Source organism: Smaragdicoccus niigatensis DSM 44881 = NBRC 103563 (genome assembly GCF_000380645.1).
Classification (GTDB): Bacteria; Actinomycetota; Actinomycetes; order Mycobacteriales; family Mycobacteriaceae; genus Smaragdicoccus; species Smaragdicoccus niigatensis.
Genome location: NZ_AQXZ01000018.1, coordinates 79,387 through 105,091 on the forward strand (window position 1 = coordinate 79,387; position 25,705 = coordinate 105,091).

Annotated in this window: 22 protein-coding genes; 11 read left to right on the forward strand and 11 right to left on the reverse strand. The window is 64.9% G+C overall.

The genetic code is table 11. The annotated features are described in order from the left end of the window. Nucleotides 1-21 precede the first annotated feature (21 nt). From F600_RS0116410 to F600_RS0116425, 4 genes are all read right to left on the reverse strand, one after another. Entirely contained in the window at nucleotides 22-891 is an 870-nt protein-coding gene (locus F600_RS0116410) for a hypothetical protein (RefSeq protein ID WP_018161717.1), read from the reverse strand. Continuing rightward, complete coding sequence (locus F600_RS0116415) at nucleotides 888-1,985, reverse strand: hemolysin family protein (RefSeq protein WP_018161718.1); 1,098 nt, start codon at nucleotides 1,983-1,985, stop codon at nucleotides 888-890. Before F600_RS0116415 ends, F600_RS0116410 begins: the two co-directional genes overlap by 4 nt. Further along, a complete protein-coding gene (locus F600_RS0116420) occupies nucleotides 1,978-3,336 on the reverse strand; it encodes a hemolysin family protein (RefSeq protein ID WP_018161719.1) in 1,359 nt (452 codons plus the stop codon). The genes F600_RS0116415 and F600_RS0116420 overlap by 8 nt, the downstream gene beginning before the upstream one ends. Nucleotides 3,337-3,509: 173 nt before the next feature. Continuing rightward, the gene (locus F600_RS0116425; RefSeq protein WP_026306604.1) at nucleotides 3,510-4,946 is read right to left on the reverse strand and encodes a GuaB1 family IMP dehydrogenase-related protein; all 1,437 of its coding nucleotides are present in this window, start codon (nucleotides 4,944-4,946) and stop codon (nucleotides 3,510-3,512) included. Nucleotides 4,947-5,052: 106 nt separating this feature from the next. Between F600_RS0116425 and F600_RS0116430 the strand changes: the two genes are divergently transcribed. Next, nucleotides 5,053-5,361, forward strand: a complete 309-nt coding sequence (locus tag F600_RS0116430; RefSeq protein ID WP_018161721.1) for a hypothetical protein — start codon at nucleotides 5,053-5,055, stop codon at nucleotides 5,359-5,361. Nucleotides 5,362-5,386: 25 nt separating this feature from the next. On the opposite strand, the gene F600_RS0116435 is transcribed toward F600_RS0116430, so the two are convergent. Further along, nucleotides 5,387-6,346 carry a M56 family metallopeptidase gene (locus F600_RS0116435; protein ID WP_018161722.1) on the reverse strand — a complete coding sequence of 320 codons (960 nt, stop codon included), beginning with the start codon at nucleotides 6,344-6,346 and terminating at the stop codon, nucleotides 5,387-5,389. Between the two features lie 55 nt (nucleotides 6,347-6,401). Further along, complete coding sequence (locus F600_RS0116440; RefSeq protein WP_026306605.1) at nucleotides 6,402-6,785, reverse strand: BlaI/MecI/CopY family transcriptional regulator; 384 nt, start codon at nucleotides 6,783-6,785, stop codon at nucleotides 6,402-6,404. A 284-nt stretch (nucleotides 6,786-7,069) separates the two neighbouring features. On the opposite strand from F600_RS0116440, the gene F600_RS0116445 reads away from it, so the two are divergent. Beyond that, the gene (locus F600_RS0116445) at nucleotides 7,070-7,537 is read left to right on the forward strand and encodes a PaaI family thioesterase (protein ID WP_018161724.1); all 468 of its coding nucleotides are present in this window, start codon (nucleotides 7,070-7,072) and stop codon (nucleotides 7,535-7,537) included. 4 nt (nucleotides 7,538-7,541) lie between these two features. Here the strand turns inward: F600_RS0116445 and F600_RS0116450 are convergent, their stop codons facing one another. Continuing rightward, on the reverse strand, nucleotides 7,542-8,996 hold the full coding sequence (locus F600_RS0116450) for an NAD(P)/FAD-dependent oxidoreductase (protein ID WP_018161725.1): 1,455 nt from the start codon (nucleotides 8,994-8,996) through the stop codon (nucleotides 7,542-7,544). A 499-nt stretch (nucleotides 8,997-9,495) separates the two neighbouring features. On the opposite strand from F600_RS0116450, the gene F600_RS28690 reads away from it, so the two are divergent. Continuing rightward, nucleotides 9,496-10,029, forward strand: a complete 534-nt coding sequence (locus F600_RS28690) for a M23 family metallopeptidase (protein WP_018161726.1) — start codon at nucleotides 9,496-9,498, stop codon at nucleotides 10,027-10,029. Between the two features lie 271 nt (nucleotides 10,030-10,300). Here F600_RS28690 and F600_RS30580 read toward each other — a convergent pair whose 3' ends face one another. After that, the gene (locus tag F600_RS30580) at nucleotides 10,301-11,710 is read right to left on the reverse strand and encodes a GntR family transcriptional regulator (RefSeq protein WP_018161727.1); all 1,410 of its coding nucleotides are present in this window, start codon (nucleotides 11,708-11,710) and stop codon (nucleotides 10,301-10,303) included. 137 nt (nucleotides 11,711-11,847) lie between these two features. On the opposite strand from F600_RS30580, the gene F600_RS0116465 reads away from it, so the two are divergent. The 8 genes from F600_RS0116465 to F600_RS0116500 are packed head-to-tail and all read left to right on the forward strand — an operon-like array spanning nucleotide 11,848 to nucleotide 21,296. After that, nucleotides 11,848-13,275, forward strand: a complete 1,428-nt coding sequence (locus F600_RS0116465) for an aminobutyraldehyde dehydrogenase (RefSeq protein WP_018161728.1) — start codon at nucleotides 11,848-11,850, stop codon at nucleotides 13,273-13,275. A 20-nt stretch (nucleotides 13,276-13,295) separates the two neighbouring features. Next, the gene (locus F600_RS0116470) at nucleotides 13,296-15,266 is read left to right on the forward strand and encodes a primary-amine oxidase (protein WP_018161729.1); all 1,971 of its coding nucleotides are present in this window, start codon (nucleotides 13,296-13,298) and stop codon (nucleotides 15,264-15,266) included. Further along, complete coding sequence (locus tag F600_RS0116475; RefSeq protein WP_018161730.1) at nucleotides 15,266-16,105, forward strand: universal stress protein; 840 nt, start codon at nucleotides 15,266-15,268, stop codon at nucleotides 16,103-16,105. Before F600_RS0116470 ends, F600_RS0116475 begins: the two co-directional genes overlap by 1 nt. Beyond that, entirely contained in the window at nucleotides 16,102-17,637 is a 1,536-nt protein-coding gene (locus F600_RS0116480) for an APC family permease (protein WP_018161731.1), read from the forward strand. The genes F600_RS0116475 and F600_RS0116480 overlap by 4 nt, the downstream gene beginning before the upstream one ends. Next, complete coding sequence (locus F600_RS0116485; RefSeq protein WP_018161732.1) at nucleotides 17,634-18,596, forward strand: nitrilase-related carbon-nitrogen hydrolase; 963 nt, start codon at nucleotides 17,634-17,636, stop codon at nucleotides 18,594-18,596. The genes F600_RS0116480 and F600_RS0116485 overlap by 4 nt, the downstream gene beginning before the upstream one ends. Next, on the forward strand, nucleotides 18,593-19,600 hold the full coding sequence (locus F600_RS0116490; protein WP_018161733.1) for an agmatine deiminase family protein: 1,008 nt from the start codon (nucleotides 18,593-18,595) through the stop codon (nucleotides 19,598-19,600). Before F600_RS0116485 ends, F600_RS0116490 begins: the two co-directional genes overlap by 4 nt. After that, a complete protein-coding gene (locus F600_RS28700; protein WP_018161734.1) occupies nucleotides 19,600-20,076 on the forward strand; it encodes a hypothetical protein in 477 nt (158 codons plus the stop codon). Before F600_RS0116490 ends, F600_RS28700 begins: the two co-directional genes overlap by 1 nt. 47 nt (nucleotides 20,077-20,123) lie before the next feature. Beyond that, a complete protein-coding gene (locus F600_RS0116500; RefSeq protein ID WP_051090863.1) occupies nucleotides 20,124-21,296 on the forward strand; it encodes an HNH endonuclease in 1,173 nt (390 codons plus the stop codon). A 1-nt stretch (nucleotide 21,297) separates the two neighbouring features. Here the strand turns inward: F600_RS0116500 and F600_RS0116505 are convergent, their stop codons facing one another. Genes F600_RS0116505 through F600_RS0116515 form a run of 3 tightly spaced genes read right to left on the reverse strand, consistent with a single transcriptional unit; the run spans nucleotide 21,298 to nucleotide 25,665 of the window. Continuing rightward, nucleotides 21,298-22,797, reverse strand: a complete 1,500-nt coding sequence (locus F600_RS0116505) for a PucR family transcriptional regulator (RefSeq protein WP_018161736.1) — start codon at nucleotides 22,795-22,797, stop codon at nucleotides 21,298-21,300. A 55-nt stretch (nucleotides 22,798-22,852) separates the two neighbouring features. Further along, nucleotides 22,853-24,025 carry a serine hydrolase domain-containing protein gene (locus F600_RS0116510; RefSeq protein WP_018161737.1) on the reverse strand — a complete coding sequence of 391 codons (1,173 nt, stop codon included), beginning with the start codon at nucleotides 24,023-24,025 and terminating at the stop codon, nucleotides 22,853-22,855. Between the two features lie 38 nt (nucleotides 24,026-24,063). Further along, a complete protein-coding gene (locus F600_RS0116515; protein WP_018161738.1) occupies nucleotides 24,064-25,665 on the reverse strand; it encodes a biotin carboxylase in 1,602 nt (533 codons plus the stop codon). Between the last annotated feature and the right edge of the window lie 40 nt (nucleotides 25,666-25,705).

Consider the following 25,705-nt stretch of genomic DNA (forward strand, 5'->3'; position numbering starts at 1 on the left):
ATCCTAGGACTTCACGCCCGGTTAAACGGTAGACGTGTCAACATTTATTCCGGCGAGTGTCCGGCACCGCTCGATGAGTCGGGCGCGTATCGGCTCCGCGCGCTCGGTCAGCGCACTCTGTTCGCGGACGTAGTCTGCTCGACCCTGTGGGGTTTCGATCCGAACCGGTTCGTAGCCGTAAGCGGAGAGGTCGTACGGGCTCGCGCGCATATCCAGGTCGCGAGCGTCGTAGGCCAAGACAAATGCTAACCACAGCAGGTCCGAATCGACGAGCGGCAAGAGCTTCGATGTGAAGCGGTACACATCCATGCCGGCATGCAGGCAGCCGGGCTGCTCATGCTCGATCTGGGTGTCCCGGGCCAGGAGGGTGGGGTTTCGCGGGACCGCCGGTTCGGTGAAGAACCGGAAGGCATCGAAATGTGTGCAACGCAGGGGAAGCGATTCCACAACCGCATCAGTTCCGGCACCCAACCGAAGCGGCACCTTCGAATGCCGAACGTCAGACGTCCGGTAAACCATCGCCCATTCGTGCAGACCGAAGCAGCCGAATGCCGGCGGCCGCGCGGCGGTCGTTTCGAGAAGTTGCCCCACGTAGCGGATCGTGTCGAGGCGACGCCCGAGGAATGCCGGGTCGGCAGTCACCCCGGCGTCGACAGTCGTGTAGCCCCGCTGCGACGCGTATTCCGGAGCGTCCTCGAGGACCACACCGAATCCTGGGTGCCAACGCAGAAGCTGAGCCGGCGACAGGCGGTAGTACGTGAACAGGAAGTCGACCACGGGGTGCGACTCGCCACGTTTGCGCAGGTCAAAGTACGGGTCGAGCAGGGCGTGAACCTCGGCCTGATGGAGTGCGCTGCGAGCCGTCCACGTGGCGCGATCGAGAACCGTCACGTGCCTTGCTGGCGCGGCCGGCCGGGGACGACGTCCCGGACGCGGTGCGTGCTGTCGCGGACCTGCCCAACGAATTCCTCGATGAGGTCTTCGAGCGTCACGATGCCGACAGTGACTCCGCGGGCGTCGAGAACTTCACCCATATGGCTGCTGGCTCGCCGCATCCGCGTGACTGCCTCGTACAGCGGCAGGCGCACCGGAAGGCGAACCAGCGGTCGGATGTCCGAGTACGGAATGATCGTCTCCGGCCCCACGGATTCGTCGCCGACCTCGTCGAGCACGTCCTTGAGGTGGATATAGCCGACAAGCGTTCCGCTGGTCGCACGGACGGGGTAGCGCGAGTAACCCGTCTCGACGACGGCTTGTTCGATGTCACCGAGTCGCGTTCCGCCGTTGACCTGCCGCAGGAATCGAGCGGATTCGAGCGGGATGATGACGTCGGCGATGGTTCGTTCGGCGTTGGCGAGCGCCTGCTTGAGGCGGCGGTGCTCGCCCTCGTCGAGGAGTCCCTCTTCGCGCGACTCTCCGAGGATCTCGGAGAGTTCGAGTGCCGAAACCGTGTTCTCGACCTCGTTCTTCATCGGGATTCGAAGCACCTTCAAGACCATGGCGGCGATGAAGTTGTAGAACCAGATGAGTGGGCGCGCGAGCCGCAACCAGGCGAGATGCACCGGCACGAGCAGCAGGGCACTGCGTTCCGGTCCGGCCAGCGCGATGTTCTTCGGGACCATCTCACCGAGCAGGATGTGCAGGACGGCCACCAGGCTCAGGGCGATGGCGAAGCCGACCGGGTGGAGAAGTTCGGGCGCTGCACCCATCCACTCCATCGGCGTCTCGATGAGATGGGCGATCGCCGGTTCGGCGACGCGGCCGAGGAGGATCGAGCAGATCGTCACGCCGAGTTGGGCGCCGGCAAGCATCAACTGCAGGTTCTCGCCGGCCTTGATGACCGCGCGTGCCCCGCGCTTGCCTTGGGCCGCGAGTGCTTCCAGTCGGTCGCGCCGTGCGGAGATGATCGCGAACTCCGCGCCGACGAAGAACGCGTTCGCCGCGAGGAGAACGACGGCCAGCAGGATTCCGAAGACGCTACTCATCGCCGAGCTCCTCGAGTGCGGACTCCGGGACCGGCGTCAACAGAACACGGTCGATGCGGCGGCCGTCCATATGAAGGACCTTCGCGACCCAGCCGCCGGACGTGGACAGGCCGTCGATCGAGTTCGGGAGAACGACTTCGTCGCCGGCCTCCGGGATCCGTCCGATCGTCGTGAGGACGAGGCCACCGAGAGTTTCGTACCAGCCGTCGGGCGCCGAGTACCCGGTCTCCCGGGAGACCTCGTCGATGCGCAGCAGGCCCGAGCAACTCCAGGAGTCACCGATGCGAGTGACCTCCAGCGCCACCTCGTCGTGTTCGTCGCGGACATCGCCGAGGATCTCCTCGATGACGTCCTCCATCGTCACGATTCCGGCGGTGCCGCCGTATTCGTCGACGACGAGCGCCATCTGCATGCCGTGCGCGCGAACGCGCTCGAGTACGACGTCTCCGGCGAGCGCCGCGGGGACGACCGGAACCTTGCGAGCCAGCGTCGACAACCGCGTCGCGGCCCGGTGCTGAACCGGCACGGTGAAGGCCTGCTTGACGTGCACGATGCCCACGGTGTCGTCGAGGTCGCCGGCGATGACGGGGAAGCGGGAGATGCCCGTCCGCGAGGCTGTCTCGATGAGGTCGGCGACGGTGTCGGTGGTCTGCAGCGCCACGATCTTCCCGCGAGGGGTCATGAGTTCTTCCGCGGTGCGCTCACCGAATTCGAGCGTGCGGTCGACGATGGCCGCCGTACGAAGATCGAGCGCACCGCGTTGTGCCGACAGGCGGACGAGCGAGCCGAGTTCCTGCGGTGATCGAGCCGACCGCAGTTCTTCCGCCGGTTCGATGCCGAAGCGCCGCACGATCATGTTCGCGCCGCCATTGAGGAGCTTGATCGGCCAGGTGTTGAGCGCCGAGAAGCCGGTTTGCATTGCTGCGGTGGCCCGCGCAGTGCGCATGGGATACGCGATGGCTATGCCCTTGGGCACGAGTTCGCCGAGCACCATCGACAGCGACGTTGCGAAGAAGAGGGCCAAGGCCAGCGAGATCGCGGTGATCACGCTGTCGCTCCAACCGAAATGATCCAGGAGCGGAGCGAACAGGCCGGCGAGAACGGGTTCGGCGATGTAACCGGTCACGAGCGTCGTCAGGGTGATGCCCAATTGGGCGCCGGACAGCTGGAACGACAGCGTGCGGTGCGCTTTCTGCACCCGGCGCGCAGTCCAGTCGCCGTCTCGGGCGTGGGTGTCGACGGTGCTGCGTTCGAGTGTGGTGAGCGAGAATTCGGCCGCGACGAACACTGCGGTGCCCGCGGTCAGAGCGAAGAAGCCGATGAGGGCTGCGATGGTGAAGAAGGTATCCATCGGGACTCAGCACAAATTTCTGTGGCCGGCAGATCTAGCCGGCTTGGTAGAGGAGCCCTCCGATGCGGAGCTCTCGTGCGCCTGCGGCACTGGTCCCTTTCCCTGGATCATCACGGTGAAGTCTCAGTTTACCGGGTGCTTAGAAACGCGCACCCGCAACGGATGGCTGGTGATCACCAGCCCGACGGCAGCGGCCTTCCCTCCGCGAACCCGGCGGCCGACTGCACGCCGATGACGGCTTCCTCGCGTAGCTCAGCGATCGAACGCGCGCCCACGTACGTGCACGTGCTGCGGACGCCCGCACAGATCTGGTCGATGAGGTCTTCGACGCTCGGCATCTCGGGGTCGATGAGCATGCGGGAGCTCGAGATTCCCTCTTCGAACAGTCCCTTTCGCGCGCGGTCGAAGCCGCTGTCGGTCGCAGTGCGGGCGGCGACGGCGCGCTTGGAGGCCATCCCGAAGCTCTCTTTGTAGGCGCGCCCTTGCTTGTCGAAACGAATGTCGCCGGGCGATTCGTACGTCCCCGCGAACCACGATCCGATCATGACGTTCGACGCACCCGCGACGAGCGCGAGGGCGACATCCCGTGGGTGGCGAACACCGCCGTCGGCCCAGACCGCGATTCCGAGTTCGGCGGCGGCCGCCGCACATTCGGCAACGGCCGAGAATTGGGGCCGGCCGACACCGGTCATCATGCGGGTCGTGCACATTGCACCCGGCCCGACTCCGACCTTCACGATGTCGGCGCCGGCCGCGGCGAGATCGCGCGTGCCTTCCGCCGACACGACGTTGCCGGCGACGAGCGGTATGCCGAGGCCGAGGGCCTTCACCGACTTCAGGCCGTCGAGCATCTTCTCCTGGTGGCCGTGCGCGGTGTCGATGACGAGAGCGTCCGCGCCGGCGTCGGCGAGGGCCTGGGCCTTGCCGGCGACGTCGCCGTTGATCCCGACGGCCGCCGCGACGCGGAGCCGGCCAGCCTGGTCGACGCTGGGCCGGTAGATCGCCGCACGCAAGGCCGCCCGGCGGGTGAGGACGCCGGCGAGAGTGCCGTCCGGATGGACGAGAATCGCGATGTCGTCGTGCCGCGACTCAAGGAGATCGAAGACCTCGCGCGGTGTCGACGTCAGCGGCGCCTGGGTGAAGTTGGTGTTGGCCACGGCACCGAGGCGCGCAAAGCGGTCGACTTCGGCCCAGTCGCGCTCGCGGACGAGGCCGACGGGTTTGCTCGCGTCAACGAGCACGACTGCACCATGCGCGCGCTTGTGAACGAGCGCCATGGCGTCGCTCACCGAATCAGACGGGGACAAGGTCACCGGGGTATCGGCGACGAGGTCGCGGGACTTGACGTACTGAATCGTGGCCGCAGCGGCGGAGTTGGGCAGATCCTGGGGGAGAACCACGAGCCCGCCGCGACGGGCCACGGTCTCCGCCATCCGTTTGCCCGCGATCGCGGTCATGTTGGCGACGACGATCGGGATCGTCGTGCCCGTGCCATCGCCGGTCGCGAGATCGACATCGAAGCGCGAGCTCACCGAGCTGCGATTCGGGACGAGGAAGACGTCGTCGTAGGTGAGGTCGAAAGGCGGCTCATGTCCGGCGAGGAAGCGCACGAACGCGACTCTACCGGCGGGAACTCCGATTCGGACGCCGCCGAGCAGAGGCCCGTTCACGATCGAACTCTTGACATCGACTTGTCGGCCCTTGAAGCATCTATCTATGGCAGACGACAAGGTTGACCTGGACTTCAAAGCGATCGCCGGACCCGACGCACCCTTCGCTCAGCACGACTACCCCGTCTATCACTTCGACATCAGCGACGACGACGTTCCCGAGATGCTCAAAGACCCCATCGGCTTCCTCACCAAGCGCGGAGTCAAGCAGTACATCGACAATCCGCCCGCTTCGATGAGCGTCACCATGGCACCACTGGAGAAGAAGCTCACAGAGAACGGTGACGCCAGCGCGGTCGTCAAATGGTGTTGCTACGACGTGGGCGAAGGCCGCACGTGCGTTCGGCACAATTGACGATTCCCTGCGGGAACTACGCCGGTTAGCCGAGCAGCAGTCGATTCAGTTCGATGAGCCAGGGGAGTGCCACCGCCAGGGTCGGGACCACCAGGATCGCGGCCGACGCCAAGTACGCCGCGGCCGACACCCGCGGATTCGGCGACAGCGCCGCACCGGCGCCAGATGAGTGCAAACGACGAATGCGCAGCAGCGTCGAACGGCCGCCCGCGGCGAGCGCACCGGCGGGAACCGAACCGCCGGCACACGCGACGAGAGCGCGGGCCAACGGACCGCGACCGGCGTGCTTGACGGCGTTGTCGTCGGCGAGAAGTTCGACGAGCAGCTGAACCGACTGCAGCGCTGCCTTGCTGCGGACGACTCGTGGGAATGCACGATGCATGGCGACGAACGCTTCGAGCAGGATGTCGTGACGCTCGCGCAGGTGACAGCGTTCGTGGTGGACGATCGCGCTCACCGCGTTTGCGTCGAGTGCCGAGAGTGTTCCTTGGCTCAACACCACACGCGGCCGGCTACCCGGCAGGCAGTAGGCGAGCGGCTGATCGGTGGCCAGGACGCGGATGTTCTGGTGTAGGTGCTCCGAGGACTCTTCGCAGTCGAGCAGGTCGACGATCATGCGATGGCGGTCTCGGCGCTGCCGGGTGCGAATCGCGACACTCACCACGGAGAACATCAAGCGGGCACCGATGAGCAGGGTGAGCGCGAAGACGAGGACCAACGCAACCCAGAGTGGCCAGCCCAAAGTGACCATGGCATCCGCGGGTGAGGAAGTGGGCCGACCGTCAGGGCCGGGCACGAACAACATCGAGGCGATGGCGAGTCCGGCGCCGAACGCGGAGAGAATCGCGGCGAGTGCCGTCGATTGCCAAAGGAAGATTGCGGCGCGGGGTGCGCGCAGGGGCCACTGCGACCGGCTAAGCCAAGCCGGGAAGGGCAGTGCGAAGAACACCGCCAGGGCAGTCAGGACGACTGCAGTGTGGTCCATGGCTCGATCTTTGCACGCAGGTGCTCAACTCGACGAGTTTCGCACGTCGATTGGGTCATCGCCCAGCTTGCTTTTCAGATTTCTCCAAATCTGCGAGGGCCTGCCGGAGAACCTCGGCTTCGTCCGCGCCAACCTGGCCGACGAAGTGCACCAATGCGGCCATGCGGCCGGTCTCGGACGCCTCGTCGAGTGCATCGACCATCAGGCCGGCGACGAGTTCGTTGCGCGAGTGGACCGGCGCATAGCGGTGCGCCCGGTCGTCGCGACGTTGGACAACGAGGTCTTTCTTGGCCAGGCGCTGCAGCACCGTCATGACCGTGGTGTACGCGAGATCCCGCGACTCACACAGCGCCTCATGCACCTGGCGAACGGTCAGCGGCTCGTCAGCAGACCACAGCTGGTCCATGACGGCTTTCTCCAGATCACCTAAGCGCCCCACATGGCCAAGTGTACGGAGGACTGGGCGGTCTGCCTACTACGCAGGGTCGTGACGTCGTGTGCGAATTTTCATACAACTTTGTTGTGAAAATATCTTGCTGGTTAGGACAGCCTTGCCTATGGTGGTGGATAACAAAGCTTGGACCGCACCGGAGTGCTGAGGGCTGCAGCTATCTCCCGGTCCTTCCAGCGGCGGGTCGCACGGAACCACGGCGTGCGGCCCGCCGCGACTTCTTTGCCAAGGCCTTGTCGGGCCGGCGGGTGCATCTGCCAAGATCGGAAAACATGACCGCTTCAGACGACGACCGCCGCCCGCGCACCGACGACGAGATCGCCCGCCTCAACGAGTTCGTGTGGCAATCCTTCGACGGAGTCATCAAGCTGCGCTATACGGCGCTCGATCTCGACAGCGTGAAAGCCGAACTCGATATCACGCCACAGATCCACCAGCCGTTCGGCCTCGTCCACGGTGGTGTGTACTGCGCGGTCGCCGAATCGATGGCAAGCCTGGCCGCCGGGAACTGGTTTCGCGCCCAGCCGTATGGCAAGGGTGGGCTGTGCGTAGGCGTCAACAACAACACCGACTTCTTCCAGTCGGCCCGGGAGGGTGTCCTGTACGCGGAGGGGCGTCCCCTTCACCGGGGCCGACTGCAGCAACTGTGGGAGGTCATGATGACCAACGCAGAGGGTCGTCTCATGGCGAAGGGGCAGGTCCGCATTCAGAACCTGCCCCCTCGACCGAAGTCCGACTAGCGCGTCAGCTGACCGGGTCCGGCTTGTTAGCCGGTGCGCCGTTGGCGTTCTGGATCTGTCCAGAAGCCATCGGCAGTTCCGGCGCCTTCTCAACCGAGGCGAGCTGCTCCATCGCGAGACGTCCGTAGACGAACCGCTCGGTGATGGCGAGCTGACCGCGGCCCGAACCGATGAACGTGATGAACCACGACATAGTCGTCGTCGTTGCCTGGACGAAGGACTTCGTCGGCATCACCAGGTAGAACAGGTGCAGCCCGAGCCATGCGAGCCAGGCGATGAAGCCGCCGAACTCGAGCTTCCGGCCACCCGGGAGCGGCACGGAGCACACTGCGCTGAAGCGCGAGACCGTGGCCATCGAGCCCTTGTCCCAGTACTTGAACGGCTTCCGATTGGTCGGGTCGTCCTTGCCGTCGAGGGAGGCCGTGATGCGCTTGGCCGCGTACTTCGCGCCCTGGATCGCACCCTGGGCCATACCCGGGACGTTCGGCACGTTCATCATGTCGCCGACGACGAACACGTACGGGTAGCCCTTGATGCTGAGGTCGGGCTCCACGACAACGCGTCCGGCGCGGTCGATCACGGTGCCGTCCGACTGGTCGGCCAGCATCTTGCCGAGCGGGCTCGCCGACACACCGGCCGACCAGACCTTGACCGCACACGGGATGCGGCGGGTCTCGCCGGTCTTCATGTCCTTAATCTCGATGCCGTTGTAGTCGACATTCGTGACCATGGCACCGAGCTGGATCTCGACGCCCATGTTCTGCAGGCGACGCTGTGCCTTGAGGCCGAGGTTCTCGCCCATTGGGGGCAGGACTGCGTTCGCCGCATCGAGCAGGATCACGCGGCAGTCGCGGGAGTCGATGTTGCGGAACGTGTTCTTGAGCGTGCGGTCCGCGATCTCCGCGATCTGACCCGCGACCTCGACACCGGTCGGGCCGGCGCCGACGACGACGAACGTCATGCGGCGTGCTCGCTCTTCGAGGTCGGTGGTGACCTCGGCGGCCTCGAAGGCGCCGAGGATGCGGCCACGGAGTTCGAGCGCATCGTCGATCGTCTTCATACCGGGCGCGAAGCGGGCGAACTCGTCGCGGCCGAAGTAGGAGCTCGAGGCTCCCGCGGCGACGATCAGGCTGTCGAACGGCGTGACGGTGTCCCAGTCAACGAGGTGCGAGGTGACGGTCTTGTTCTTGAGGTCGATGTTGGTCACGTTGCCCAACAGGACCTTGCAGTTCTTGGTCTTCTCCAAGATGATGCGGGTCGCGGGCGCGATCTCACCCTCAGACAGCACACCGGTCGCGACTTGGTACAGCAGCGGCTGGAAGAGGTGGTGGGTCGTCTTTGCAATCAGGGTGACCTCAACGTCGGCCTTCTTGAGGGCCTTGGCTGCGGACAGGCCGCCGAACCCCGAGCCGATGATGACTACGCGGTGACGGCGTATCGCGGCTGGTTCGATGGTCATTCGTTTTACCTCCATGACATGCAACGTTGGGCAGCACTCGGCTACCGGTGCGTACCGACAGCTAAACCGTAGTCGTAGTCGTCGGTGGCGTCTGTGCAACGTCCACATTTGCGCTGTTCGACGGGTACGACCGCGATGTCGCCATCTCTGCACGTCGCCATGGGGCGACGACCTCTTTGTATACCCGTCAGAGGACGGAAACACGCCCCTGAGACGAGCGTCACGGTTTTACCAAACGGTCGTTGGGCACCCCCTGAAAAACCCCAGCTAGTTCATACTTTTTGCGGTTCGCGCATTTGTCAAAAGAAGCCAATCGTTTACCGAAAATCAAGCCGGAAATTATGGGCAAATATACTTAAGTATTAGAGTCATTCCCATGCTCGTGATTGATTCGTTATCGACTACCAAAAACAAAGGTGGCCGTGGACGCACCGAATCCGGCAAGCCGTTCCTGGCCCGGTCGCAGCGTCGCGCCGCCGCTCGTGTAGCAGCAGTGTCCATGGCAACCGCTGCCGTGTTCGCTCCGCCGACCGCTGATGCACAGCCGCTGTACGCCAACGCGCACTTCCAGGGCAAGGCAACTGTCACCCGTTTCGTGCCCCCGGTTGCAGCGCCGGTCCTCCCGCCGCCGCCGAAGTACTTCGAGCCGACCCACGGCATCCTGACCTCGCTGTTCGCCGAGCGCTGGGGAACGTTCCACTACGGAATCGACCTGGCTGCTCCGATCGGCACGCCGATTGTCGCTGTTACCGACGGTGAGATCATCCAGGCTGGTCCGGCCGAGGGCTTCGGCCAGTGGGTTCGGATGCGCCAGGACGACGGCACGATTGCCGTGTTCGGACACGTCAGTGCCTTCTATGTGACCGAGGGCCAGAAGGTCAAGGCCGGCGAGGTCATCGCTGCGGTCGGTAACGAGGGCCAGTCGACTGGCCCGCACCTGCACTACGAGGTGTGGCTGCCGGACGGCACGAAGATCGACCCGCTGCCGTGGCTCATCGCGCACGGTATCGACTGCGGCCCGTTCGCTGGGTAACGCCATCTGAATTGCGGTGGTCCTGCAGAAATGCAGGGCCACCGCTTTCTTGTGTCCTGGGTTACATGGGCAGGTCCGGATATAACGGACAACAATGGCGACTATCTCGATCTTGTAACAGCGACTCGGGTCACGCATTGCAAGAATTAGTGACGGCGGTCACAGAAGAAAATTCAACGACTTATTTGTCTCTGGCGACATAACTCGATTATCAGAATTCGGATAATCGACACGCGCTTATTGATGAAGTGTGACGCGGCGAACTATCGGCTCAGTGGGTGATCACGGCGAACCGAGATCCGGCGGGCCAGCGCTGGTAGCTGTCGAGGTTCGCGATGAGGTCGCCCGAGCACACCTCCGGGTCCGCTGAGACGACCGCGCGGCCCTCGCCGTTGATGAGCGTCGCGTTGCCGATCTGACGCAGGCTGGAGAGCGTGTGCGCCTCGAGGGTTGCGAGCGTGAAGTCCATGCCAGCGACGCCGACGATGTTCGGTTCATGCGGCCAGCGGACCGGTTCGGTGAACGTGACGATGTACTCGTCGGTGCACAAAAGGTCGACGTATGGACCGGTGATCTCGAGCTGGCCGGTGCTCAGCGGCGTGCGGAACCACTCGGCCCGGAGGTATCGCGTCTGCGAGTGGGTGCTGATGTTGGCGAGCACGTCGGCGCGGTCGAGTTCGGTTCCTTGCCACCAGGCGAAGTGCGTGCGGTCTGGGCCCACAACCCCGACGTTCGCGACGAAGCCGGCACCCATCAGTCCCAGCGTGTCCTCGCTGAGCAGTCGTTCGACATCGGGTTTGACGATCCGGTCGATCACCGTCCCAGTCAGCGATGGCCCGTGCGGGGTCAGGCGGGGACCCAAGGACTGGGCCCACGAATCCAACTGTTTCTCGATCGCCGCGAAGTAGGCGGCGATATCGGCGATCGCGGATTCGGGGCTGACTGCGACCGGGCGGCTGCCGATGGCGATCGCGTGGGCGATCGGTGCGGCGACGAGTGTGCGGATGTGTGTCTCGGCTGCACCTCGATCGTGCACCTCGATCGCGTCGACGACGGCTCGGCGAAGGTCGAGGAGACCGGCCCGGTATTCGGGATCGTTCGGCGGCGTCGGGAGTAGTGCGGCGAGTTCGGTCTGAAGCCGGAGCATTTCCCGGGTCAAACGTGCGGAGCGGGCCACGGCCGCGACCTCGAGAAGGAACTCGGTCTCGGCAAGGCGCCATTGGCGCGGGTCGGTTTCGGCCTCCTGGAGGTAGGCCCGGAGCGTCGCCACGTCGGCATGGCTCGATCGTTGGGTCGCAGCAGCGGCGCACGCCTGCGCAATCGACTGGAGGTGCAGCCTCAGGTCTTCGAGTTCGATGCGCGTGGCATCAGAAGGTCTGCGTTGCAGTTCCCCCAGTAGTGCCGGCGCATCGTCGGCGATGAAGCTGCCACCGCTGCGACCGCGCGTCGTGGTGACGATGCCGCGGGCGCGCAGCCGGGCCAGCGCCTCGCGGGCCGTCATGGCGGAGACCCCGAGCGAGGCGGCGAGCTCGGTTTCGTTGGGCAGTCGCTGGCCGCCGGTGAGAATTCCGGATTCGATGGCCGATTCGATGCGCTCGCAGATCTCGTCGACCAAGCCGACCGTGCGGACGGGCGTGAACACCGCAGCGAGGCTGCGAGAGGGGCCAGGTCCCGTGTTCATGGTGGTCACCTTAGCTGACAGATCTTCGAAAATTGCCTCTTTACCTAAAACCTACAATGTTTTATGTTTAGAAGCGTGACGCAGCTCACTGTACCGCGAAGTCACGTCAGCCGATACCCCCTCGAAGGTCGATAACGATGCAGCCGCTCCTGCAGAACTTCATCAACGGACAGTTCACCGATTCCACTGCCACCGTCACACTCCCGCTCATCAGTCCGGTCGATGAATCGGAGGTAGGCGCCACGCCGATCTCCGGTGCTGCCGACGTCGAGGCCGCCGTCGCCGCGGCCACCACTGCATTTCAGACCTGGGGCGTGACGACCCCGCGGGAACGCCAGAGCGCGCTGCTCAAGCTGGCCGACGCGATCGAAGCCCATGTGGACGAGATCGTCGAAGCGCAAAGCCGCAACACCGGCCAGCTCAAAGCGATGATCGCCGCGGAGGAGGTCATCACCGGCGCGGACCACCTGCGGTTCTTCGCCGGCGCCGCGAGACTGCTCGAAGGCAAGTCTGCGGGGGAGTACCTGGAGGGCTTCACGTCCTACGTGCGACGCGAGCCGATCGGCGTCATCGGACAGGTCACGCCGTGGAACTACCCGTTCATGATGGCCATCTGGAAGATCGGGCCGGCACTGGCAGCCGGAAACACGGTCGTGCTCAAGCCCAGTGACACCACTCCGGAGAGCACCCTCGTGCTCGCGAAACTGACGCAGGGCATCCTGCCCGACGGAGTTCTCAACGTTGTGCTCGGCGATGGATCGACCGGAGCCGCCCTGGTGTCGCACCCGGGGCTGGGCATGGTCGCCATCACCGGATCGGTGCGTGCCGGCGTCGCGGTCGCGCAGGCTGCTGCCGCACAGGTCAAGCGCGCACATCTGGAACTCGGCGGCAAGGCGCCATGCGTCGTCTTCGCCGACGTGGACATCAAGTCCGCAGCGGAGGGCATTGCCCAGGCGGCATTCTTCAACGGCGGCCAGGACTGCACGGCAGCGACTCGTGTCATCGTCCACGAGTCGATCCACGACGCCTTCGTCGACGCTCTCGCCGAACAGGCGGCCGCTCTACGACCAGGCCTTCCGGACGACGCGGATGCGTTCTTCGGGCCGCTCAACAACGTTCGCCACTTCGCGACCGTCACCGAGAAGATCGCCGCGCTGCCGGCCCACGCGACCGTCGTGACCGGCGGAAAGCGGGCTTCGGATCAGGGCTTCTACTTCGAACCGACGGTGATCACGGGCGTGCACCAGGACGATCCGATCGTCCAGGAAGAGACCTTCGGGCCGATCCTCACGGTGCAGTCGTTCGCCGACGAATCCGACGCCGTCGCCATGGCCAACGGCGTCGACTACGCGCTGGCGGCAAGCGTGTGGACCAACGACCACCGCGCCGCCGAACGCATGACCCGCGTTCTCGACTTCGGTGCGGTGTGGATCAACTGCCACATCCCGCTCGTCGCGGAAATGCCACACGGCGGGTTCAAGCAATCCGGGTACGGCAAGGACCTGTCTGCGTACGGACTCGAGGACTACACCCGAATCAAGCACGTCATGAGCTCGCACTCCTAACTCGCAAGGAACCCCTGAGAATGAACACCTTTCACCCCCTCGACCCGCTGAACGCCGACGAGTTCGCCACGGTCGCGACGCTTCTCAAGAACGAGCACAACGTCGGCGAAGGCTGGCGCTATGCCGCGATCGCCCTCGTCGAACCCGCCAAGGCTGAGGTGGCCGCGTTCGACGCCGACGGCACGGTCCCCGCGCGCAAAGCGGTCGCCACGGTCATCGACCGGGCCCGGAATGCCACGTACAAGTCGGTAGTCTCGCTGACCAGCAAGACCGTGGAGTCGTGGCACCACATCCCGGGCGTGCAGCCGAACTTCACGCTCGACGAATGGCACGAAGCCGACGAGGCGCTGCGTCAGAACCCGGACCTCACGGCAGCCCTCGCCAAGCGCGGCATCACGAACCTCGATCTGGTGTTCTTCGATACCTGGACCTACGGCGAAGCGGTCATGCCGGAGAAGTTCCGCGACCGACGTCTCGGCTGGGCGGACATCTGGGTGCGTGCGGCTGAAGGCGCAAACCCCTACGCCGGTCCGGTCAACGGGCTCAAGGCGATCATCGACATGAACTCGATGGAACTCCTCGAGATCGAGGACGAGTTCAGCGTTGCAAAGCCCGAGATCATGGGGGAGTACGTGCCGCGGCACGTCCCGCAGCGCATCTGGGACTCGAGCCAGCGGGAACCGCTCAAGCCGCTCGACATAACGCAGACCGAGGGCCCTTCCTTCACGCTCACCGGCAACAAACTCGAGTGGCAGAACTGGTCGCTGCGGGTCGGCTTCAACTACCGCGAGGGCATGACCCTGCACGCGATCACCTACAACGACCACGGGAACGTGCGCTCGATCGCGAACAAGCTGTCGTTCGCCGAGATGATGGTTCCCTACCGTGACCAGGCCTTCGACCACTACCGGCGCACCGCGTTCGACATCGGTGAGTGGGGACTCGGCTTCATGACGACCTCTCTCGAGCTTGGCTGCGACTGCCTCGGCGAGATCCGCTACCTCGACGCCACGCTGCATGACAGCAAGGGCGAGCCGTACACGATCAAGAACGCGGTGTGCATCCACGAGGAGGACAACGCGGTCGGCTGGAAGCACGTCGACGGCAACGGCACGACCGAAGTTCGTCGTGCACGACGGCTGGTCGTTTCTTTCCACGTGACGGTCGCCAATTACGAGTACCTGACCTACTGGCGGTTCTACGAGGACGGCAACATCGAGTGTGAGGTCCGCGCGACCGGCATCATGGTCGTCACGCACTTCCCGGAGGGTGGCTCGCACCCGCATGGATCGCTCGTGGATCACCGCACCTACGCGCCGTTCCACCAGCACTTCATCGTCGCGCGCATGGACCTCGACGTCGACGGCACCGAGAACACCGTCTACGCCACCGAGACCGAGATGGTTCCGATGGGCCCGGACAACCCGTTCGGCCTGTCGCTGCGACAGAAGAACACTCCGCTGCTCACCGAGGAGCAGGGCAAGCAGGACATGAACTACCAGACGCAGCGCGCCTGGAAGGTTGTCAACACCAACGTCAAGACCGGTATCGGCCTGAATCCGTCTTACAAGCTGGTTCCCGCGGCTTCGTTCCCGGCCATGTTCGACCCGAACTCGCCAGTCTTCCAGCGCTGCAAGGCAATCGAGCACACGGTGTGGGTCACGCCGAACAGTCCGGACGAGCAGTGGCCGGCGGGGGAGTTCGTCGTCCAGAGTTCGGTTGACCACGGTCTGCCCGAATGGACTGCCGCCAACCGCTCGATCGACAACACCGATGTCGTGCTCTGGTACACGTTCGGCATCCACCACATCACGCGGCCCGAGGACTGGCCGATCATGCCGGTGGACACGATCAACTTCTGGCTCAAGCCGGTCGGCTTCTTCGATCGCAATCCTTCGCTCGACGTTCGACCGCAGCCGAAGAAGCACTGCCACACGGACGTCGAGGAGCCGGTGCGTTCAGCACCCACGCACGAACACGGGTGCCACTGATGCGATTACTGGTCGGATACCTCGCGACGAAAGGCGGCGCAGACGCCGTCGCCGTCGCCACGATGATCGCGCGCACGATCGATGCGTCGATCGACCTGGCGATGATCGTGCCCGAGGACGTCATCTCAGATGCGCTGGCGCCGTCGGGCGGTTACCACGAGCACGTCCGGCACCAAGCCGAACAGTGGCTCGCCGAAGCCGCCGCCACGATCACCGACATTCCGGTGAACACGCACGTCGTCGCGCATGAATCGTTCGCCGAGGGGCTCATCGAGCTCGCCGACAAGCTGGCCGCCAGCGCGATCGTGGTCGGCGGCAGCGGCGGCGGGATCATCGGCAGCCTGTCCTTGGGTGCCGTCGTCAACGAACTTCTGCACGCGTCTCCCGTTCCGGTTGTCCTCTCACCGCGCGGAGCCCGGCACGTCACGGCCCCGCGCGTTCGGGAGGTGACGTGCGCAATCGGTGCGCGTCCCGGAGCTGCCGAGGTGTTCCGGACCGCGATCGAGTCGACGTCTCGCGCCGGTGTTCCGTTGCGTTTGGTGTCGTTGGTGTCGCTGGACGAGGGCCGCGGTTCCGCTGCCATCGAGCACGCGCGGCGGTATGTCGAACAAGCGAAGGCGTCATTGCCCGCGGATATCGATGTCACCTCCGTGGTCGCCGAAGGAGCGACGGTCGAAGACGCCGTCAATCGGCTCGACTGGCATGACGGCGATGTGATTCTCGTCGGATCGAGCCGCCTGGCCCAACCCCGCCGGCTGTTCCTGGGCTCGACCGCTGCCCGGATGCTCCGCGTTCTCCGTGTTCCAGTGGTCGTCATTCCGCGGGAGTACGAGAGATGACCACAGTGTCCACGCCTCCGACCAGTGGCGACATCCACGAGAAGGGCCTGGCTGCCGGCCGGATTGGCACCTTCACCGGCGCCGTTCTAGGCATCTCGACCGTAGCGCCTGGCTACACGCTGACCGCGAGCATCGGACTCATGGTGGCCGCCGTTGCCGCGAAGGTTCCGGCGATCCTCATCGTCGGGTTCATCCCGATGTTCCTCACCGCATACGCCTACCGCGAGCTCAACAACCGCATGCCCGACTGCGGCGCCTCGTTCACCTGGTCGACGAAGGCCTTCGGGCCGTACGTCGGCTGGATGTGCGGCTGGGGCATGGTGCTCGCCACGATCTTCGTGTTGTCCAACCTCGCCGCGATCGCGGTCGAGTTCTTCTATCTGTTCCTCGCGGACGTTTTTAACAATCCGGCCATCGAGCAGTTCGGGACCGGTAAAGCCGTCAACATCATCTCGACGCTGCTGTTCCTCGCGGCCGCCACTTGGGTGTCGGCGCGCGGGATTCAGACCAGTGAACGCATTCAATACGTGCTCGTGGCGTTCCAGATGGTGGTGCTGCTCGGCTTCGCGATCACCGCGGTGGTCAAGTCGAGTAGTCAGCCAACCCATCTGAGCTTCGACATCGACTGGTTCAATCCGTTCACCGGTCTGGGCATCAGCGCGTTGATCCTCGGTGTCGTGGGCTCGATCTTCGGATTCTGGGGTTGGGACACCACCTTGACGCTGGGCGAGGAGTCGAAGGACCCGACCCGCGTCCCGGGGCGTGCGGGCCTGCTGTGCGTGTTGTCGATTCTCTTCACGTACCTGCTCATCGCGGTGGGCGTGACGATGTTCGCCGGCGTCGGCACAGAGGGCATCGGCCTGGGAAATCCGGACAACGCAGACAACGTGTTCGCCGCGCTGGCACATCCGGTGCTGGGCAGCCTGGGCCCGTTCGTGCTGCTCGCGGTGTTCGCTTCCGCGGCAGCGAGCCTGCAGACGACGTTCCTGCCCGCGGCTCGCACTCTGCTCGCCATGGGCTCGTACGAGGCGTTCCCGAAAAAGTTCGCCAGCATCAGCCCGCGGTTCCTGTCACCGGTGTTCGCTACTGTGTTCGCGGGCGTCGTGACGGGCGTGTTCTACACCGCCGTCTCGCTGCTGTCGGACTCGGTGCTGTGGGATACGGTCGCGTCGCTGGGCATCATGATTTGCTGGTATTACGGCATCACCGCGTTCGCCTGCGTGTGGTACTTCCGCAGCGAGCTGTTCCGCAACGCCCGCAGTGTCGTGTTCAAATTCGTGTTCCCGCTGCTGGGCGCGCTCCTGCTCTTCGCCGTGTTCCTGATCTCGGTGCATCAGAGCATGGACCCCGAAAACGGAAGCGGCTCGCAGGTTTTCGGGATCGGCTTGGTGTTCTGGATCGGTTTCGGGTCCCTCGTCCTCGGCGCCGTTCTCATGATCGTCATGCGCGCGGTCAATCCATCCTTCTTCACCGGACAAACGCTCGCGAAGGGCACGTCCGCCACTGACCCTGAGTTCGAGGGAATCCAATGAAACTCATCACCGCGTTGGGAGCGCCAGAGTCGCTGTGCCGCGTCGAAGACACGGTCCGCGAGCCGGTTCGCGTCGCGCTGGTACAGCACTGCTGGCACGACGACTCGGAGTTGCTTGTTCGGGAACTCACCGACGCCATCGGTCAGGCGGCGGACGCCGGCGCGAAGGTCGTCTTCCTGTCGGAGATCACGCTCATTCGCTATCCCGCGGACGTGCGGGCCGGCGACAACCCGGGCACTCAGGCCGAGGACTTGACCACCGGACCGACCTTCACGTTCGCGGCGGCCGCGGCACGAAAGCACAACGTCTTCGTGCATGCGTCGCTCTACGAGAAGTTCGATGGCCCAGATGGTTTGGGGTACAACACCGCGATCCTGGTCGCACCGCAGGGAGAACTCGTCGCCAAGACCCGCAAGCTGCACATCCCGATCACCGCGGGTTACTACGAAGACACCTACTTCCGGCACGGCCCGGCAGGCGACGACGCCTACCCGGTGCACACGCCCGTCGGACTCGACCTGCGGATCGGAATGCCGACGTGCTGGGACGAGTGGTTCCCGGAGGTGGCACGGATGTATTCGCTCGGGGGAGCCGAGGTGATCGTCTATCCGACCGCGATCGGTTCGGAGCCCGACCATCCCGAGTTCGACACGCAGCCGCTGTGGCGGCAGGTCATCGTCGGAAACGGAATCTCCAACGGCACGTTCATGATCGCGCCGAATCGGTACGGCAACGAAGGCCTCATCACGTTCTACGGGTCGTCCTTCATTTCGGACCCCTACGGCCGGATTCTCGTGCAGGCCCCGCGCGACGAGTCTGCGGTGTTGGTCGCCGATCTCGACCTCGACCAGCGCAAGGACTGGCTGACGCTGTTCCCGTTCCTCAAGACCCGCCGTCCCGACACGTATGGGCAGCTGACGGCTCCGGTGGACCTTGAGCACGCTCAGGGGCAGTCATGAGTTGGCACATGCCGGCCGAGTGGGCTCCGCATGAACGCACCTGGATGGCGTTTCCGTCGAAGGGTTACACGCTCGGCGACGATCCGCACGAGGCTCGGTCGACGTGGGCCGCGGTGGCACAGGCTGTTGCGCGGTACGAGCCCGTGACTGTTGTCGTCGATCCCGCCGATGCCGCGGTTGCGGCCGAGTACCTGGGCGACAAGGTCGAGATCGTCTATGCGGAACTCGACGACGCGTGGATGCGGGACATCGGTCCGACGTTCGTCGTCGATGGGGACAAGCTCGGCGCAGTCGACTGGATCTTCAACGGCTGGGGAGCGCAATCCTGGGCGTCCTGGTCGAGCGATGCGCTGATCGGGAAGTTCGTGGCGGGGCTCGCGGCTGCCGAGGTGGTGTCGTCGCCCATCGTCAACGAGGGCGGCGGAATTCACGTCGACGGTAAGGGCACGGTGTTGGTGACGGAGTCCGTGCAACTCGATCCGGGTCGCAACCCGGGGCTGACGAAGGCTGACATCGAAGCCGAGCTTGCTCGCACGCTGGGGGTTTCGAAGGCGATCTGGCTGCCATATGGTCTGACGCGCGACGAGGACGATTTCGGGACCCGGGGGCACGTTGACATCGTGGCGACGTTCGCATCGCCAGGTGTCGTGCTGGTACATGACCAGCGGAATCCGGAGCACCCGGACTACGTGCGGAGTCAGTTGTTTTGTGAGTTGCTCTCTGCTGCAACCGACGCGGCCGGTCGGCAGCTCGAAGTTGTGCGCGTTCCGGCGCCATCCGTCCTGCGGGACGGCGAGGGATTCGTCGACTACAGCTATATCAACCATCTCGTGTGCAACGACGGCGTCGTGGCGTGCAGCTACAACGACCCGGTCGACGATGAAGCTGCCGCGATCCTGTCCACGGCGTACGGACGGCCAGTGACCACGGTTGATGCGCGACCGCTGTTCGCTCGCGGCGGCGGAATCCACTGCATCACGCAGCAACAACCGGCGGTGCGGTGATGAGGTGGAACCGACTGGCGTCGGTACTGACCGGCGCCACCGCAGCCGCACACCTCGGTCTCGTGTTGAGCGGGTCCATTGGGGCATTGCTGCCCGCGCTGACGCTTCTCCTGATGGCGGCATGGTGTTTGGTCTGTGCCGCGCATCTCTGGACGTCAGGATCCGCCCGAAACTGTCTGCTTGCAGCGGGCGGCGGGTTGGCGATGATCGTGCTGCACGTGGCGATGATGTCGGCTCCGACGACGGCGGGGATGCAGATGCCCGCCGGGCATCACCACCATGCGATGACGGTCAGCCACGACCCTTCGATGATGAACGTCGCGATGGTGGTGGGGATTCTGACGGAAGTAGTCCTCATCGCTGGAATCGGCGTTGCGGTTGTTCGTCGGTCGCGTGCAATTTCTGTTGTTGCTGGTAGACGGCGGTTTCCGGGCTTCGGAACTTGTCGTAGGGCAGGTGTACGTTCGAACATGTGATCGAACTGGATGAACTGATTGGCTGGCTTCGGGGACGGAGTCAGGATGTGGACGAAGCGACGCGGATCGACCGGACCGCTCTGTACGAACGGGTGAAGAACGCGCTCTCGGCAGCTCAGGCGGTGGAGGCTGCCGCGTTGGATGCGTCGGTGCGGGTGCGGCATGCGGCTCGCGGGATGCGTCAGGAGAAACAAGGCCAGGGCGTGGGGTTGGAGATCGCGCTCGCGCGCCGGGAGTCGCCGCGGCGCGGGAACATCCATCTCGGGCTCGGAAAGGCGTTGGTTTCGGAGATGCCGCACACCCTGGAGCGAATGCGCGAGGGTGTGTTGACCGAGTATCGGGCCACGATCCTCGTTCGCGAGACGGGATACCTCACGCGGGAAGAACGGGCGCAGATCGATCGCCTGGTCTGTGGTGACGCTGCGACGTTCGAGGGGTGGAGCGACACGCAGTTCGAACGGGAGGTCAAGCGACACGCGTACACGCTCGCTCCCGAAGCGGTGGTCAAAAGGCATGCCCGGGCGGTGAGCGAGCGGCACGTCAGCGTGCGGCCCGCGCCGGATGCGATGGCGTACGTGACGGCGCTGGTGCCGATGCCACAAGCGGTGACGGTCAAGGCCTGCCTGAAGCGTGATGCCGACGCGGTCAAAGCGACCGGGGATGAGCGCACGCATGATCAGATCGAGGCGGACCGGTTCGTCGAGCTCCTCACCGGCTTGGGCAGTGCGAACGAGGTGCCGGTGACGGTGAACCTGGTGATGACCGATGTCGCGTTGCTCGGCGGTGACTGTGAGCCGGCGCAAGCGGTCGGGTTGGGGCCGATTCCGTCGTCGATCGCGCGGCGGTGGGTCAAGACGGGTCTGGCATGGATCCGTCGGCTTTACATCCGACCCAAGACCGGGGAACTGGTGGGGATGGAATCCCGCCGACGGTTCTTCCCGGCCAAGCTCAAACAGTTCCTTGACATCCGCGACGATGTGTGTCGCACGCCGTATTGCGGCGCTCCGATCCGGCATCACGATCACATCCTCGGCCGTCAGCACGGAGGGGCGACCAGCAGTGTGAACGGGGCGGGGGTGTGCGAGGGCTGCAACTACACCGTCGAAGCGCCGGGCTTTACGGCCAAGCCCGTCGACGGCGAACGCCACGCCTATGAACTTCGCACCCCGACCGGCCACCGGTACGTGTCGATCGCCCCGAAGGCGACCGGTGCCGCGTAGCTCAGCTGCTGCTCGCCAAGATCGCCAGCAGGAGTTCGGCGCGTACGCGCGCGATGTCGAGGTCGACGCCGAGCACGTCCTGCGCGAGTTCGACGCGCTTGCGGAGCGTGTGCCGGTGGACGCTGGCTGCTGCCGCGGCCGCTTCCCAATGTCCGTTGCTCTCGAGGAATGCGCGGAGCGCGGGAAGGAGTTCCGACCCGTTCTCGTCGTCGTACAGCCGCAGCGCGGTCAGTAGGGTGTCCGCGACCGCGTTGAGGACGTCACGACTCGCCTTGTTGGACAACAGCGCACTTCCGACGAGGCTCGTGAATTCGAGCACTTCGCCGCCCATTTCGGCGGACGAGGCCGCGAGATTCGCGTTGTCGACCGCGGTTTGCAGGCGGGACGTCCGGTGGGCGGCGCTCATGCCGGCCCGCAGTGTTCGGCGATCGATCCGCGAAATGGCCGAGTCCACAATCGATTCGCCCTCCGCGGCAGGCAACACCACGGTCAGTCGCGAGCCACTGAGATACCGGAACACCGGGAATCCGGCCTTCGCCGTCGCACGTTCGATGGCGGCGGCCGCCCGTTCGACGGCACGCTCATCGCCGGTGACGACGAGCGCCCGGATTTCGCCGCGACTATCCGCGGCGCCGGGCATGAGTTGGCGCGCCTGCGTCAGGTCGACTCGCTCCCCGAGCAGCAGCGCGAGCGCCTGCGCGTTGAGGTCACGTTGGGTGTTGCGAAGCCGGTTCGGCAACGTGAGGTCGAGTGCCAGTAGAGAGTTCGCGTGACCGAGGAGGACCTGGTCGATATTGCCGAGTGGCGCCCCGACGACAACCAAGTGACCGCGAACTCGACGGCCGACCTGGATCTGCTGATGGGTGACCGTCAGATTGCCAAGGCTTGCCGAGCCCGCAGCTGCGCGAAGCGACATAGCGCCGACGACCGCGGACGCGAACTCCGGGTCGATGACGCGTGGATGGCTGTCGATCACCGCGCCGCCGTTGTCGAGCAGCAGGACGGTCGACTCGAGCGATTGTCCTAGCTCGGCGAGGATCGCGTGGGCGCCCTCGGTCAAGACCGCGCGCGTCATGCGGGGTTGCGCGCGCGAAGCCCGCAGGACCGCACCGTATTGAAGCTCGGCTATCCGGGTCGAGACGCGTTCCACGACGGCGGCGAAGGGGATCTGGCGCGGGACTTCGATGAGCGGAAGGTCGAGCTCGTCAGCCACCGTGATTAGATCGGCCGGTACTTCGTCGTAGGTCACCCCTGCGCCGAATCCGACCCCCGCGACGTGACTGTCGTTGAGGCGGCGCAAGTATGCGCGCTTTCCCTCGGCCGTGTCGGGGAGCTGGATTCCGGTGGTCAGGACGAGTTCCCCACCCGAGAGCCACTCATTCGGGTCCATCAGCTCGGTCACGAGCGCGAGCCGGGTCTCGCGCGCGACCCCGCCGCGTCCGCCGACCAAGCGTAGCCGCAGATCAGGCTGAGCCAAGACCCACGTCAACGCCACATTCATTCCGCCAACGATAGACGAATTGGCGTCTGGTCGAGTGCGCCAGACGCCAACTTGTCTATGCGACGGCGGCCGCGATCGCGTCAAAGGCGCGGACGGTCGAGAACAGCATCTGAGCGTTCTGCGGTAGCGGCCAGCTCGACAACTTCGCCGCGACGACGTCCGCGCTGCGGTTGACGTAGATCATCTGACCGTGAATTCCCAGGCAGAGCAACACATTGTTGCCCTCATACGGGAGCCACACCTGGTTGCGATACATCCCACCCGGCATTCGCAGGTCGTCGGGGCTGTTCGCGAATGCGGCGCGCGAGTCAGGAGCTCCCGACAAAGTGTCCGCAATCCACGACTCCGGAACGACCTTCTCGCCGGTCAGCGACACGCCTTCGTTGAGATACAGAGATCCGAAGCGGACGAGATCGGACAGGCAGGCATTGATCCCGCCGTCGAACATGCCGGCACCGACGGAATCGACGCTGATCGACGCGTCGTATCGGGCCCCGATTCTGCTCCACACCAGTTCCGACATCAGTTCCGGCATGCGCTTGCCGGATACGGCTTCGCACACCCAGCCGAGCACATCGGTCTCGCATGAGCGGTACTCGAACGCGCCGCCGTGCGGCGACTTCTGCTGCAGCGTCGTCAGGAAGTCGTACATGGTGTTCGGCAGGTCGGGAACTGTGCGCGGCGCCCAGCCGATGGCCTGCTCGATCAACCGGACTTCAGCGAGGGGATCGAGGTAGTTCTCCGAGAACTTGATGCCCGACCGCATATCCAGCAAGTGGCGTACGGTCGCGCCGTGGTAACCCGAAACCGCCAGTGCAGGAACGTAGCTCGTGACGAGCGCGTCTGGGTCCACGCCCAGCGCGCCGACGACCATCGCGACCAGCGACTTGCTCACCGACATCAACAGGTGCTGCGTGCCGGGGGTCATGCCGCCGTAGTAGGCCTCCGACAGGATGTCGCCGCGATGCGACACGATCCACCCGTCGGTCGCCGTTGTGCCCATGATTTGCCCAACCGTCGTCCGCTTGTCATCGGGCAGCTTCACCTCGAGATCCGAAATCCCCGCCGGTCGTGGGGGCAGGGTCGCAATAGCGCCCGTGCCACGTGAGATGAGGGAAGTCGGCAGGAAGTCCGCGACGTGCTGGAACGTCCAGTGCAAGTTCGCCGACGACTGCCAGTTGTCGAGTGTCACGGCCGACAGAACCCGGCCCGGGTCACCACCGATCATGGCTGAATCTCCTTTGATAGCCAGTTGTCCGGATTCCACTAGACGGACCGAATCCCCTCATAGACAGGCGCATCAACCATCGGAGCAGCCAGCGGCGTACCGCTGTACTGCGCCCGAAACGAGTCGATGAAGTGCTTGGCCCGAATCGTCAGCGCCGAGCCACCATGGGCCCGCTCGCGCTGCAGCCTGCCCTTCGTGATCAAGATGCCGAGGTCGGCGCCCTTCCACCGGTAGTCGCCGGTGGCATAGATGCGCAGGAAGAACGCCTCGCTCTCGTCCTGGAGCTGGTGCCAGTCCAGGGCGGACCGGCGGAAGATGAGGTTTCCGCGGTCGTCGAGCGAGTAGTGACCGGTCTTCGGAGTCGCCTCGAGCAGTTCGACGACGTCGTTCGTCTCCTTGATGATCATCTGCGACCAGGTGTCCGCCGCGGCGAGCGTCTCCCAACGCTCGTTGATGTCGTCGACGTCGATGTCGAAGTCGACGCCCATGAACTCGAGCAGGTGGAAGAGGAACAGCGGCACGTCGGCATAGGCGCCGGCGGTCACGTTCGTGATCGACGTGGCACCGCTGATGCGCGGGTTGAGCTCACCGAGGTACACCTCCTCGGTGTCGGTATCGATGAGAACGTCGACCTCGAAGAAGCCCTTGTAGCCTTCCTTGCCGAGGCGGTCACCGAGCTTGCGGACCAGTTCCGCAGCCTTTTCGCGGCGCTCGGGCGTGAGGACGTCAGGGTGCATCTCGTTGCCGCACCAGCCGCCCTTGTACGGCGTCAGTTCCCGGTAACCGGTCAGTTCCGTCATGAACGGGCCGACGATCGTGCCGCAGCGGGTGATCACCGCCTCGACCGCGACGGGGTAGTTGTTGATGCGGCGCATGACCTTCACGTCTTCGCCGACGATGTCGCCGGCGTACTTGCGCCAGTCGGCTTCGGACGAGATGAAGAACGTCGTCTTGCCCGAGTCGCCGTATGGCGTCTGGACCACGAGTTCGTCGCCCAGGCCGGCCTTTTCGGCAGCCGCGCGGAGCTCTTCCCACGAGTCGACGGTTGTGAGGATGTTCGGGACGCTCGGTGACCCCGCTTCGTCGCCCAGCTTCGTGGTGACGATCTTCGAGTCGAGGTGCTCGCGCAGTTCGGCCGTCGGGAGGATCAGGTCGTAGCCGAGTTCGGCGCAGATCGACTCGGTCTCGGCGTTGAAGAACACCATCGCAACCTTCGGACGCACGCCCCGCGGAGTGTCGCGCTCGATGTAGGCGCGGGTCTCCGGGTGCCGGAGCAGCCAGTTGTTGATGTCCTCGCCAGAGCCGAACTCCTCGTACGGCTTGAACTTCGGCGTGAAGACGCGCGGATGAGCGCCGTCCCAGGCGTCGTAGTAGGCGATGTAGCTGAACTTCCGGACCCAGCGGTCGAGGCCGAGCAGGTTGAACGGCGTCGCGCCGACGAAGTAGATCGGCACGTCGTTCGTGCGGAAGAAGTGGCGGACTTCGGAGACGTTCCGAAGGACGCGCCGCTTCGGTGCTGTCGGCACGGTGGCCGAGGCGAACGCGGCGTCCGTACCGACACTCACCTCGACGCGCTGGGCGGCCTCGCGCTTGACCGTGGTGCGCGGCTTGGCGGGTGGACGGGTGACGGACTTAGGCATTGTGTGCCTCCTTCAGGGTCAGTGCTTGGTGCGGCACTTA

What these genes read in the sequence shown, in the direction of transcription:
- F600_RS30580 (WP_018161727.1), bottom strand. Translation starts at nt 11,710, where the DNA reads ATGAACACGGGACCTGGCCCCTCTCGCAGCCTCGCTGCGGTGTTCACG.
- F600_RS0116445 (WP_018161724.1), top strand. Translation starts at nt 7,070, where the DNA reads ATGACCGCTTCAGACGACGACCGCCGCCCGCGCACCGACGACGAGATC.
- F600_RS28700 (WP_018161734.1), top strand. Translation starts at nt 19,600, where the DNA reads ATGAGGTGGAACCGACTGGCGTCGGTACTGACCGGCGCCACCGCAGCC.
- F600_RS0116485 (WP_018161732.1), top strand. Translation starts at nt 17,634, where the DNA reads ATGAAACTCATCACCGCGTTGGGAGCGCCAGAGTCGCTGTGCCGCGTC.
- F600_RS0116505 (WP_018161736.1), bottom strand. Translation starts at nt 22,797, where the DNA reads ATGAATGTGGCGTTGACGTGGGTCTTGGCTCAGCCTGATCTGCGGCTA.
- F600_RS0116465 (WP_018161728.1), top strand. Translation starts at nt 11,848, where the DNA reads ATGCAGCCGCTCCTGCAGAACTTCATCAACGGACAGTTCACCGATTCC.
- F600_RS0116510 (WP_018161737.1), bottom strand. Translation starts at nt 24,025, where the DNA reads ATGATCGGTGGTGACCCGGGCCGGGTTCTGTCGGCCGTGACACTCGAC.
- F600_RS0116475 (WP_018161730.1), top strand. Translation starts at nt 15,266, where the DNA reads ATGCGATTACTGGTCGGATACCTCGCGACGAAAGGCGGCGCAGACGCC.
- F600_RS0116515 (WP_018161738.1), bottom strand. Translation starts at nt 25,665, where the DNA reads ATGCCTAAGTCCGTCACCCGTCCACCCGCCAAGCCGCGCACCACGGTC.
- F600_RS0116430 (WP_018161721.1), top strand. Translation starts at nt 5,053, where the DNA reads ATGGCAGACGACAAGGTTGACCTGGACTTCAAAGCGATCGCCGGACCC.
- F600_RS0116420 (WP_018161719.1), bottom strand. Translation starts at nt 3,336, where the DNA reads ATGGATACCTTCTTCACCATCGCAGCCCTCATCGGCTTCTTCGCTCTG.
- F600_RS0116490 (WP_018161733.1), top strand. Translation starts at nt 18,593, where the DNA reads ATGAGTTGGCACATGCCGGCCGAGTGGGCTCCGCATGAACGCACCTGG.
- F600_RS0116450 (WP_018161725.1), bottom strand. Translation starts at nt 8,996, where the DNA reads ATGACCATCGAACCAGCCGCGATACGCCGTCACCGCGTAGTCATCATC.
- F600_RS0116415 (WP_018161718.1), bottom strand. Translation starts at nt 1,985, where the DNA reads ATGAGTAGCGTCTTCGGAATCCTGCTGGCCGTCGTTCTCCTCGCGGCG.
- F600_RS0116480 (WP_018161731.1), top strand. Translation starts at nt 16,102, where the DNA reads ATGACCACAGTGTCCACGCCTCCGACCAGTGGCGACATCCACGAGAAG.
- F600_RS28690 (WP_018161726.1), top strand. Translation starts at nt 9,496, where the DNA reads ATGGCAACCGCTGCCGTGTTCGCTCCGCCGACCGCTGATGCACAGCCG.
- F600_RS0116470 (WP_018161729.1), top strand. Translation starts at nt 13,296, where the DNA reads ATGAACACCTTTCACCCCCTCGACCCGCTGAACGCCGACGAGTTCGCC.
- F600_RS0116435 (WP_018161722.1), bottom strand. Translation starts at nt 6,346, where the DNA reads ATGGACCACACTGCAGTCGTCCTGACTGCCCTGGCGGTGTTCTTCGCA.